This is a genomic window from Phycicoccus sonneratiae (genome assembly GCF_016887965.1).
In the GTDB taxonomy this organism is placed as follows: Bacteria; Actinomycetota; Actinomycetes; order Actinomycetales; family Dermatophilaceae; genus Phycicoccus; species Phycicoccus sonneratiae.
The window spans coordinates 217,845-229,224 of the sequence record NZ_JAFDVD010000005.1 but is presented as its reverse complement, the minus strand read 5'-3'; the positions used below and the strand labels follow the sequence as shown (position 1 = coordinate 229,224).

The 11,380-nt window shown below is 72.9% G+C and carries 10 protein-coding genes; 4 read left to right on the top strand and 6 right to left on the bottom strand.

The annotated features are described in order from the left end of the window. Position 1: 1 nt before the first annotated feature. The 3 genes from kal to kamD are packed head-to-tail and all read right to left on the bottom strand — an operon-like array spanning position 2 to position 2,771. The gene (gene kal / locus JQN70_RS04595; RefSeq protein WP_204130136.1) at positions 2 to 394 is read right to left on the bottom strand and encodes a 3-aminobutyryl-CoA ammonia lyase; all 393 of its coding nucleotides are present in this window, start codon (positions 392 to 394) and stop codon (positions 2 to 4) included. Next, a complete protein-coding gene (gene kamE / locus JQN70_RS04590) occupies positions 391 to 1,176 on the bottom strand; it encodes a lysine 5,6-aminomutase subunit beta (protein ID WP_204130135.1) in 786 nt (261 codons plus the stop codon). Before kamE ends, kal begins: the two co-directional genes overlap by 4 nt. Next, positions 1,173 to 2,771, bottom strand: coding sequence for a lysine 5,6-aminomutase subunit alpha (kamD, locus tag JQN70_RS04585; protein ID WP_204130134.1), 1,599 nt, complete (start codon positions 2,769 to 2,771; stop codon positions 1,173 to 1,175). The genes kamE and kamD overlap by 4 nt, the downstream gene beginning before the upstream one ends. Positions 2,772 to 2,940: 169 nt before the next feature. On the opposite strand from kamD, the gene JQN70_RS04580 reads away from it, so the two are divergent. From JQN70_RS04580 to JQN70_RS04570, 3 genes are all read left to right on the top strand, one after another. After that, positions 2,941 to 3,240, top strand: coding sequence for a hypothetical protein (locus JQN70_RS04580; protein WP_239110574.1), 300 nt, complete (start codon positions 2,941 to 2,943; stop codon positions 3,238 to 3,240). Between the two features lie 80 nt (positions 3,241 to 3,320). After that, positions 3,321 to 3,914, top strand: coding sequence for a GNAT family N-acetyltransferase (locus tag JQN70_RS04575; protein ID WP_307835816.1), 594 nt, complete (start codon positions 3,321 to 3,323; stop codon positions 3,912 to 3,914). 303 nt (positions 3,915 to 4,217) lie between these two features. Next, entirely contained in the window at positions 4,218 to 5,471 is a 1,254-nt protein-coding gene (locus JQN70_RS04570) for an HNH endonuclease signature motif containing protein (protein WP_204130133.1), read from the top strand. 691 nt (positions 5,472 to 6,162) lie between these two features. Here the strand turns inward: JQN70_RS04570 and JQN70_RS04565 are convergent. The 3 genes from JQN70_RS04565 to kdd all read right to left on the bottom strand — a co-directional run bounded on the left by JQN70_RS04565 (position 6,163) and on the right by kdd (position 9,843). Continuing rightward, positions 6,163 to 6,792 carry a hypothetical protein gene (locus JQN70_RS04565; protein WP_204130132.1) on the bottom strand — a complete coding sequence of 210 codons (630 nt, stop codon included), beginning with the start codon at positions 6,790 to 6,792 and terminating at the stop codon, positions 6,163 to 6,165. A 16-nt stretch (positions 6,793 to 6,808) separates the two neighbouring features. Continuing rightward, positions 6,809 to 8,362: an amidohydrolase gene (locus JQN70_RS04560; protein ID WP_204130131.1), complete on the bottom strand. Its 1,554-nt coding sequence runs from the start codon at positions 8,360 to 8,362 to the stop codon at positions 6,809 to 6,811. A gap of 425 nt (positions 8,363 to 8,787) precedes the next feature. After that, positions 8,788 to 9,843, bottom strand: a complete 1,056-nt coding sequence (kdd, locus tag JQN70_RS04555; RefSeq protein ID WP_307835815.1) for an L-erythro-3,5-diaminohexanoate dehydrogenase — start codon at positions 9,841 to 9,843, stop codon at positions 8,788 to 8,790. Positions 9,844 to 9,931: 88 nt separating this feature from the next. Here kdd and JQN70_RS04550 point away from each other — a divergent pair, with 88 nt between their 5' ends. After that, positions 9,932 to 11,377 (top strand): KamA family radical SAM protein, encoded by a 1,446-nt coding sequence (locus JQN70_RS04550; protein ID WP_204130129.1) that lies wholly within the window; start codon positions 9,932 to 9,934, stop codon positions 11,375 to 11,377. Positions 11,378 to 11,380 lie beyond the last annotated feature (3 nt).

The following is an 11,380-nucleotide window of genomic DNA, read 5'->3' as shown; positions in this document are numbered from 1 at the left end:
GTCACCCGGCTGGGGGCACGACGACGACCCCTCGGGCCGTGGTCGCGACGAGCGGCGGGTCGAGGGCGTCGGCCGCCGACTCGCCCCGCTCCGGGGCACCGCGCCCCACGACGCGGACCTCGAACTCCATCTCGCGCGACCGGGTGCCGACGCGGACGAGCCGCGCCTCGATCTCGATGACGTCCCCGGCCCGCACGGGGGCGCGGAACTGCACGTCGGAGTACGAGGCGAAGAGCCCCTCGTCGCCGTCGGTGCGGATGCACATCTCGGTGGCGACGTCGCCGAAGGCCGCGAGCGAGTACGCGCCGTCGACGAGGTTGCCGGCGTAGTGCGCGTGGCTGAACGGGACGTACCGGCGGTGCGTGACGGTGAGGCCGACCTCGGCGCGGGTCATCGCTGCTCTCCTCGGGGCTCGGGGGCGGTGCGGGGGGTGACGAGCTCGTGGACGAGGTACGAGGCCACCTCGCCGGGCGTGGTGCCGCGGCCGAACACCCGGTCGACCCCGAGAGTGGCCGCCGACCCCTCCTCGAAGCGCGGGCCGCCGACGACGAGCAGTGGGACCTCGCCGGCCGGGAAGGCCTCGCGGAAGGCGGCCGACATCGTCGTCGTGTTGTGGATGTGGGCGTCCTTCTGCGTGACGACTTGCGAGACGAGCACGGCGTCGGCGCCGACCTCGCGGGCGCTGGCGACGAGGTCGGGGACGAGGACCTGCGCGCCGAGGTTGACGACCTTCATCTCGCGGTAGTACTCCAGGCCCTTCTCCCCCGCGAACCCCTTGATGTTGAGGATCGCGTCGATGCCGACCGTGTGCGCGTCGGTGCCGATGCACGCGCCGACGACGACGAGCTTGCGGCCCAGCCGGCTGCGGATGGCCTGGTTGACCTCGGCCGAGCCGAGGAGCGGGAACTCGCGCTCGACGACCTGGACGTCCCGGACGTCGACGAGGTGGGTGACGGAGCCGTAGACGACGAAGAAGGTGAAGTGCGGGCCCATCGCCTTGGCGTGCACGAGCAGCGCCGGGCTCATCCCCATCTTCGCGGCGAGCTGGAGCGCCGCCCCCTCGGCCCGCTTGTCGTGCGGCAACGGGAGGGTGAAGGAGACCTGGACCATGCCGTCGCCGGTCGTGTCGCCGTACGGCCGCACGATGGGGCCGGGCGCCGGGGTCTCGGTGCTCATCGGGTGGCCCCTTCCTCGAGGAGGGCGGTCGCCGGGTTGTCGTAGCCGTCGGCCTTGACGACGACGCCGTCCAGGCCCTTGCCCTTGGTCGGCGGACGCTTCATCGCGCCGAACGTCCCGTCGGCGATGGCGGCCAGCAGCGGGGGGTCCCCCGCCGTGTCGGTGTCGGCCACGATCGTCTCGAGCAGGTCGACCGACTCGCCGAGCACCTGCCGGGCGCGGGTCTGGATGAGGCCGTCGCGCGGCGGGTGGAAGTCCTCGGTCAGGCCACCGGCGGCGTCCATGACGTACCGGACGTTCTGCAGGGCGAGGTCGCGGTCGGACAGCCACGGCGTGACGACGGCCTCGGTCATCATCCCGACGAGGAGGATGCCCTGCCCCGTCATCGCGCCGACGAGGTTGAAGAACCCGTCGAGGAGGTAGCCCCGGAAGACGTCGCCCGTCATGTGCTTGGTCGGCGGCATCCACTTCAGCGGCGCGTCCGGGAAGAGCTGGCGGGCGAGCAGCGCGTGGGCGAGCTCGAGGCGGAAGGAGTCCGGGACCTCGGGGTTGATCTCGAACGCGTGCCCGAGACCGAGCTGCCAGTCCTCGAGGCCCGCCTCCTTGGCGAAGTACTCGTTGAGCAGCTGGCTGACCGTGACGGTGTGCGCGGCCTCGACGGCGTCGGCGGTCGTCAGGTAGTTGTCCTCGCCGGTGTTGATGATGATTCCGGCGCGGGCGTGGACCTGGCGGCTGAAGCGCTGGTCGACGAAGGTGCGGATCGGGTTGATGTCGCGGAAGAGGATCCCGTACATCGAGTCGTTGAGCATCATGTCGAGCCGCTCGAGACCGGCCAGCGCCGCGATCTCGGGCATGCACAGCCCGGAGGCGTAGTTGGTCAGCCGGACGTAGCGGCCGAGCTCGCGGCTCGTCTCGTCGAGGGCCGCTCGCATGAGCCGGAAGTTCTCCTGGGTGGCGTAGGTGCCGGCGTAGCCCTCGCGCGTGGCGCCCTCGGGGACGAAGTCGAGCAGGCTCTGGCCGGTGGAGCGGATGACGGCGATGACGTCGGCGCCCTCGCGCGCGGCGGCCTGCGCCTGGGGGATGTCCTCGTGGATGTCGCCGGTCGCGACGATGAGGTAGATCCACGGGGTGCGGGGGGCGTCACCGACCTTCGCGACCATCCGCTCGCGGGCCCGGCGCTGGGCGTCGACGGTGCGGATGCCCTTCGCGACGGCGGAGCGGGCGGCCTTCCGGGAGGTGGTGAGGTCTCGCTTCTCGGGGAGGCGGAAGGATGCGCTGCCGCTGCTGGCCTTCTGCGCGAGGGTCAGCAGGTCGGGGGCCTCGCCGCGGCGCAGGGCGTCCCAGACGGGCGTCGTGACGCCGTGCTCGAGGCCGACCCCGTCGCGGACGGCGTCGACGAGGTGGTTGACCCACGGGGTGCCGTCGTGGTCGGCGCCGGAGAGGCCGGCGAGGCGGAGGGTGGCCCGCTCCACGGAGACGGTCGTGTGCGCCCGGGCGAGGTCGACGACGGGCTTCCCGGCCTTGCGGGCGAGGGTGCGGGCCCGGCGGACGACGGCGGGGTCGAGGTCGAGCAGGGCAGGGCGACGTGAAGACACGGCGCCAATCTAGCAATCCGGCCGCACGTCCTGTGGCATCCCGGCGTCCTGACCGGAGATCCTCGCGTCCCGGCTCCCCCGGTTGCCGGTCGTTGACGTCACCGGTTCGCTGGACGGGACGAAGTCACGGAGGCGACCGAGCGTCCGTGCACCGACCGAAGGGATGCTCATGACCACGTCCACCGCCTCCCGGACCACCCGCGGACGCCGTCGGGTCCTCGCTGCGGCCGCGGCCGGGGCCAACACCGGCGGCACCGAGGTGGGGCACGCGAGCGGTACGTACTCGCACGACACCGGGTACAAGCTCGACTTCTCGCGGACGACCTGCCTCACGAGCTGGGTCCACGGCACGTACACCTACATCGGGCTGCGCGGTGACGGCGCTCCGCAGTACGAGGCCGCCTCGGGCAACGTCTACGCCGACGAGGGCAACCACTGGGACGTCACGTACTACAGCTGCGGCTGCTGACCGTCGGTTCCGAGATCGCGGCGGGCCGCCCGACGGGAAACCCGGTCGAGCGGCCCGCCGCCGTCTGTTTCGATGGCCGGGTGACCGCCGACTCCCCCGCCGCCTCCTCCCCCGTCTCGTGGCCCCGGACCGTGGGTGACCTCGTGCTGCGGCCGCCCGAGGTGGCCGACGTCGACCCGATCATGCAGTGGCGCAACCGTCCCGACGTGACTCGATGGTTGCTGCGCACCACGGTGTCGGCCGACGACCTGCGGGAGCGCCTCATGGGCGAGCCGGACCCGCGAGACCACTCGTTCGTCGTGCTGCTCGGCGAGGAGCGGGTGGCGATGGGCTACCTCGAGGTGCGGGACGGGATGGGCCAGGACGGCGGCCGCGAGCCCGTCGGGGCGGAGGCGCTGCTGGGGTGGAACATCTCGCCCGGCCACTGGAGGCGGGGCATCGGCACGGCGATCTGCGCAGAGCTGCTCGCCATCGCGTTCGGTGAGCTGCGGGTGCGTCGCGTGGAGGCCGGCTGCTTCGCCGACAACGTCGGGTCGTGGAAGGTCATGGAGAAGTGCGGGATGCGGCGGGAGCAGCACGGGATCGAGGACTCGTGGCACGCCGAGCTCGGCTGGGTCGACGGGTTCACCTATGCGATGCTGCGGCGCGAGTGGGAGGATCAGCGGGCACGGTGAGGGGATTGCAGCCGGTCGAGGTTTGCTTCACATCCTGACTCAAACGGGTTGTCTCGCACTGGATTACCTGTGGATGATACTTCCCGTTGTCGGGGCTTCGGGGTAGGATGAGGCATGGACAGGGGGACGATCTCGAGCCGCATCGCGGCACTCCGTGAGGAGTGCGCTGCGCTGGGTCGTCAGCTCGCTGTCGCAGGCCACGGGCTGTCGGCGACGGATGCGTTCGAGGTGGCGGGTGAGCTACAAGGGCTCGCAAACGCGGCGGACGGAGCCGTCGCGGTGGCGGGCGCGTGGGGTGCCCGCGTGGAGACGACGATGCGCTCGGGGTCGTGGGAGCGGATCCACCCGGTCGGGTTCGTCGACGCGATGGCCCCGAGCGAGATGTCGCTCGCCTGCGGACTGACCGAGGGCGTGGCCGGACGCAAGGCCGCACTGGGTGCCGCGTTGGGTGAGCGGTTCCCGCTGACCCGGGAACTGCTGCTGGATGGTCGGGTCGCGGCGGTGAACGCGCAGAAGGTGGTCGACGCGTGCGCCGGGTTGGACATCGAGGCGTGCGTCCAGGTGGACGAGCAGCTGGCGCTCCGGCTGGCCTCGATGGATCCCGCTCGGGTCACGTCCGAGGCCCGGCGGGTCGCGGGCCGTGTGGCGGCGGACCAGGTCGCGGCCCACGCCGCCCTCACACTGCGCGGGCGGTGCGTGGACGTCCGGCCCGGTGTCGACGGGCTGACCGAGTGGTTCGCCTCCCTTCCCACCGCAACGAGCGCGGCGATGTGGTCCGCGGTCGAGTCGTTGGCCGGGGAGTACCGGCAGGTCGACGACACGCTCTCGGTGCCCGAGTCCCGGGCCGACGCGCTGACCGACCTGGTGTTGCGCAACGTCGGCCTCACTGCACAGGTCACCCTCGGTGTCCCGGTCGTGATCGACCGTCCCGCACCGGAACCGGGCGCCGGGGAGCGGTACCGGGTCGAGTGGGCCGACGACGACACGATCATCGACGTCACCACCGGCGAGGAGGTCCGCTACGGCGACCTCTCCCCCGCCTCCCGTGAGGAGCTCTCGTGGGTCGAGGAACCCGCCTTCGACCCCAGCGACCGGGCCGTGTTGCTCGCCGAGGTCAGCCCCGGGTTCGCGGTCTCCGGCACCCACCTGCCGAAGCTCGGCTGGGTCGAGCCCGCCACCCTGGCCAACCTTCTGCGCCTGCTGCCGATGGAGGTCTCCCGGGCCGTGCTGGAGGCCGACACCGGCACCCTCGCCAGTCTGACCACCGGCGCCTACCGCCCACCCAAGGACATGAGCGACTTCGTCAAGACCAGGGACGGCACCTGCCGCATGTGGGGCTGCTCCAGACCCGCCGTCGCCTGCGACGTCGACCACGTCAGACCCTGGCCCGACGGCACCACCTCACCGGACAACCTCGAATCGCTGTGCCGGCGCCACCACCGCTTCAAGCAGACCCAGCGCTGGCGACCCGCCCTGGACCCTGACGGCACCCTCACCTGGCACGGCCCCGACGGGCTGACCCGCACCACCGAACCCGTTCACCGGCTGCCCGGCTGACCCGTTCCTGTCGACGGGCCCGGCTGGACTGCGTGGGACGCCGGCCCCTCGGCGCCGGAACGTGCACCCGAGGGGACGCGTCACACTGTGGGCAGCGCACACGAAGGGGAGGTCCGTGGGGAGTCACTCACCCGGGGAGTCGGTGGCCCGCGACATTCCGTGGCGGCACCGGCCGCGTCGTTCGCTGTGGGACCGCAGCTTCGTGCCGAGCCGGTGGCTCCTCGCCGTCATCGTGGTCCCATTCGTCACCCTCGGCGGCGTGGTCAAGGAGTTCTGGCCGGGCAGCCGCGGGCACGGATGGTTCGACCTCGTGCTGTGGTCCGGGATCACGCTCGCCGAAACAGTCTTCCTGGTCGGCTGGCTCTGTCGTCCGGTCGTCGGGGGTCGCGCGGGCCGTCCCCTCCTGGTCCGCCTGTCGCGGCGACGTCCGCAACGCTCGATCCGTCGCCGTGGTGACGCCCTCGTCGTCGGTGCTGCGGCGGCGACCTGGCCCAGCACGGCCGCGCTGACCGTCGCGGGGCTCGGCTCCCTCACCGTCGGTCTCCTGGCGGCTCGCGCCGGCAGCCCGTCCGCGCTCGTGGCCATCCCCTTCACCGCCACCTTCGGCTACCTCCTGGCACCTCGGGTGCTGGGCGCCGGAACCCTCGAGGTCTCGACGCTCGGGATCCGGCAGCGCCTCCGGTTTCGTCGATCAGCCGCCCGGTGGGAGGACATCCGTGGCATCGACGACGGGCCCGCCGGGGACATCGTCATCACCCTGACCTCCGGAGGAACCGTCCGGCTGACGACGGCCCACCTCCCCCGGGCGCCGTGGCGCGTCTTGCTCGAGTCGTGGCGACGGGACCCGGCGCAGCTCGGGCCGCCCGGGCTGGACGAGGTGATCGCCGACCTGAGGAGTCGGCACGAGAGGTGAGCCGACAGGGCGCAGGCGGTCCCGTCGCGTGAGGGTCGCGAGCCCGAGCCCGGCCAGCGCGGCCAGGGCAGGGAGACCGAGGTAGAAGGCCGCCACCGCGTCGAAGCCCGACGCGGCCACGAGGCAGACGACGACCCCGAGGACCGTGCTCGACAGGGCCCACCGCGCCCACTCCCGGCGCCACGGCACCAGCGGGAGGACCGTCATCAGGGCGTACGGGATCCCGTACACCCCGACCCAGCCGAGCAGGTCGAACCCCGGGACCCCCGCCACGACGAGGAGCGTCGTCACCGGCCCGCCGTACAGGAGCAGGAGCTGCCACGGTCGCGGCACCCACACCGCCGCCGTGACGAGCCCGAGCAACGCCGCGACCACGAGCGCGTAGACCCCGAACACGACGATCGTCACCGGCCGGCCCCCGACGTCAGCCTCGCGCGTCGTGGAGGACGACGCCGGCGCGGACGGTGAGGAGGCACTCGGGCAGCGGCGATCCCCCGCCGAGCACGGGCAGGCCGTCGGAGTCCAGCGCATCGACCGACCACGCCGCGAAGGTCGCCGGCGACCCGACCCGCAGCTCTCCGCCCCGCGTTCCCGCCAGCTCGCGACCGCCGGTCGTGTGCGCAGCGACGGCGGCGGCGGCCGTGATGCGCTGGGCCTCGTCGCGGTGCTCGACGGCCGCGCGGATCGCCACCCACGGGGCGAACGGCGTCACCGGCGAGTCGGCTCCGAAGGCCATCCGGACGCCCGCCCTCCCGAACGACGCGAACGGGTTGGTCGCCACCCCCCGGTCGGCACCCAGCCGCTCCGCGTACATCCCCTCGCGCCCACCCCAGTACGCGTCGAAGGCCGGCTGCACGCTGGCCCCGATGCCCAGGCGCGCCATCGTCGCGATGCCGGCGGCGTCGACCATCTCGGCGTGCTCCAGCCGGGGCCGCGAGGCGCGGAGCACGTCGACGCCGACGAGCTCGGCGGCCCGCTCGAATCCCTCGAGCACCAGGTCGAGCCCGGCGTCGCCGATGACGTGGAACCCGCTCTGCACCCCGGCCAGCGCGCAGGCGGCGACGTGGTCGCGCACGGCCGTGGAGTCGCGGTAGGCCGTTCCGCGGCAGCCCGGTTCGTCCGCGTAGTCGCCACGCAGCAGGGCGGTGTGCGACCCGATGGACCCGTCGATGTTGAGGTCGCCCGCGAGCCCGACCGCCCCGTGCACCGCGGCCAGGGCGCGCGCCTGCTCCGGGTCCGTGACGCCCTCGGCCCAGTACCCGACCGTCGCGGGAAGGTGGGCCCGTCGGCCGAGGTCGAGGACGTCGGCGAAGTCCTCGGCGGAGGTGAGCAGCGGTCCCCCGCACTCGTGCACGGCGACGATGCCGAGCGCGGCGGCCGTCCGCAGCGCCGCCTCCACGTCCCGCCGACGGTCCCGCCGCGACCGCGAGGCGTCGAACGCCGCGCGGGCCGCGTTCTTGGCATCGCGCACGACGAAGCCGGAGGGCGACCAGCCGTCGAGCCCGTCCGCCCCGGACACGGCGACGAGAGCCGACGACACGACGGCCGAGTGCCCGTCGATCCGGGACGCGTAGACCACGCCGCCCCCGCTCGCCCGGTCCAGCTCGACCGCCGTCATCCGGCGCTCGAGGGTCCAGTCCTGCTCCTGCCAGCCGTGCGCGAACACCGCTGCGCCGGGCGCCTCCCGGGCCGCGGCCGCGACCAGGTCGAGCGCCTCGGTGACGGTCCTGGTCCCCGAGAGGTCCACCCCGCGCATCCCGAGCCCGGTGTGCGACACGTGCGCGTGGGCGTCGACGAAGCCCGGGAGAACGAGCGCGCCCTCGAGGTCGACCACCGCGTCGACCGCGTCGGCGTGCCCGTCCGCGCCGACGTCGTCCCCGACCCAGGCCAGCAGGCCGTCGTCACCGACGACGAACGCCGTGGCGTCGCTGCGCTCGGGGGTGCGCACGCGGCCACGACGGAAGAGGGTGGTCGGCACGGGCGCCACTCTAGGAGCACGCGGGCGTACGGTCGTGGCATGGCCCTCCCGCTCGCCATCGGCAGGTTCAACAAGCGCGTCACGAACAAGGTGATGGTCCACCTCGTCGGTCACGGGTCCTTCGCCGAGATCGAGCACACCGGCCGGCGGTCGGGCCGCACGTTCCGCAACCCGGTCAACGCGTTCCGCGACGGTGACCGGGTGACGTTCGCCCTCACCTACGGCCCGCGCGTCGACTGGTTGCGCAACACCCGGGCGGCCGGTGGCTGCCGGCTCCGCCTCGGACGGGAGTGGCTGACCCTCGGCCCGCCCGTCGACCTGCCGGAGGGCCTCGGCCGCGCGCGCGTCCCCGCCGGCCCGCGTGGTCCTCGGCCTCGCCGGCGTGCACGACTTCGTCGAGATGCCCGTCCTGGCGAGCGAGCCGGTCAGCCCTCGCTGAGCCGGCCCTCGAAGAGCCGCCGCACGTCGGCATCGCGCCGGACGAGGTCGACCGCCAGGTCGGCGTGCCCCGGCACGTAGCCGTTGCCGACGAGCATCCGGACGTCGGCGGCCAGTCCCTCGGCGCCGAGCGCCGCCGCGGCGAACGACGTCGCCATCGAGAAGTAGATGATCGTGCCGCCCTGGGCGGTGGCGAGGACGGCAGGCTGCTCGCACCCCGGCACGTCGACGCAGACGACGGTGACGTCGGCCGGTCCTCCGGCGGCCGCCACGGCCTCGGACAGCCCGAGCGGCGAGCGCGCGTCGGCCACGACGACCTCGTCGGCCAGCGACGTGCCGCGCAGCAGGTCGGCCTCCGCCTCCGTGGGCACCACGCCGATCCGCCGCCCGGCCCCGGCCTCGCGCGCCGCGGCCAGCGAGAGCGACCCCGACTTGCCGGCCCCGCCGAGCACGAGCACGGTCGGCGCGCTCCCCCGGTCCACGTGCTCGGCCACGACCCGGGACACGAGGGCCGGGGCGCCGCACACGTCCATGACCATGAGCGCGAGCTCGGGCGAGAGGTCCTCGGGGAGGCGAGCCGCGATCGAACGGCCGAAGAGCACCGCCGTGCCCGCGGCCGGCACCCGCTCGGACCGCCCGTCCCAGCGCTCGAGCGCATCCGTGATGACCAGGGGCGTCAGCGAGAGCGAGACGAGCGTCGCGACCCGGTCCCCCACGGCGAGCCCCAGCCCGGACTCCGGCCCCACCTCGGCCACGGTGCCGACGAGCATGCCGCCGGACCCGGTGACCGGGTTCTGCATCTTGCCCCGCTCGGCGACGATCGAGAGCACCTCGTCCCGCACGGCGGCGCCGTCGCCGGCGTGCTTCTCGGTGAGCTGGCGGAACGACGCGGCATCGAGGTTGAGGGTCTCGACGTCGATGCGGACCTCGTCCGGCCAGAGCTCCGGCGAGGGGTCGAGGACCCGCGCGGCCTGGGGCAGCGAGGCCCCCGCGGGCTCGACGACGCGGTGGAGTCCGACCGGTGACGACGGGGTGGTCCGCACAAGAAACTCCTCAACTTGCGACACGCGGCCGAAGGTCTTGCGGCCAAGACGTGGAAACGACGTCCTTTTGTCGCTTATCCTGCCACGCATGAGCACTTCGATCGACCAGCCCTACGCCTACCGTCGGCGCGAGCTGATTGAGCCCGACTGGACCCGACTCCCGGGGTGGCGCGACGTGACGGCCGAGGACTGGGCCAGCGCCCAGTGGCAGCGCGCCCACTGCGTCAAGAACGTCGCCCAGCTGCGCGCCGTCATGGGCGACCTCCTCGACGAGCGCTTCTACGCCGACGTCGAGCGCGACCAGGCCGAACGGGCGACGATGTCGATGCTCGTCCCGCCGCAGATGCTCAACACGATGGTCCCGGCCACCGACACCCCGATGCCGTCCGCAGGCGCCGCCTTCACCGAGGCGTTCTACGCCGACCCGGTGCGTCGCTACATGCTGCCGGTGTTCTCCGACCGCCGCACCGACTGGGCCAGCCACCCGTTCGCCACGCGCGACAGCCTCCACGAGCACGACATGTGGGCGGTCGAGGGGCTCACCCACCGCTACCCCACCAAGGTGCTCGCCGAGATGCTGCCGACGTGTCCCCAGTACTGCGGCCACTGCACGCGGATGGACCTCGTCGGCAACTCCACGCCCCAGTTCACCAAGCTCAAGCTCGCCGGGAAGCCGGTCGACCGGTACGCCGCGATGCTCGACTACCTCCAGCGCACCCCGGGCGTCCGCGACGTCGTCGTCTCCGGCGGTGACGTGGCGAACATGCCGTGGAAGAACCTCGAGGGCTTCCTCGACAAGCTGCTCGACGTCGAGAACGTCCGCGACATCCGGCTCGCCACGAAGGCCCTCATGGGCCTGCCGCAGCACTGGCTCCAGCCCGACGTCGTCGAGGGCGTCGCGCGGGTCAGCGCCAAGGCCCGCTCGCGTGGCGTCTCGCTCGCCATCCACACCCACGTCAACAACGCGGCGTCGGTGACCCCGCTCGTCGCGCAGGCCGCGAAGGCGATGCTCCAGGCCGGCGTCCGTGACGTCCGCAACCAGGGCGTCCTCATGCGCGGCGTCAACGACACCCCGGAGCAGCTGCTCGACCTGTGCTTCGCCCTCCAGGACGAGGCGAGCATCACGCCGTACTACTTCTACATGTGCGACATGATCCCGTTCTCCGAGCACTGGCGGCTCTCGCTGCGCGAGGCCCAGGAGCTGCAGCACGACATCATGGGCTACCTCCCCGGCTTCGCCACGCCACGCATCGTCTGCGACGTGCCGTTCGTCGGGAAGCGCTGGGTGCACCAGGTGCACAGCTACGACACCGAGAAGGGGATGTCGTTCTGGCGCAAGAACTACCGCACCTCCATCGAGGGTGACGACGCCGAGGCGCTGTCGCGCGAGTACGTCTACTACGACCCGATCTACACCCTCTCCGAGGCCGGCCAGGACTGGTGGCGCGCCAACACCGACGTCGAGGGGGCCCACGAGAAGGCCCTGGCCGGCGCCGGAGCCTCCCGCGCCGCCTCGGCCGCCGACCTCGTCTGACCC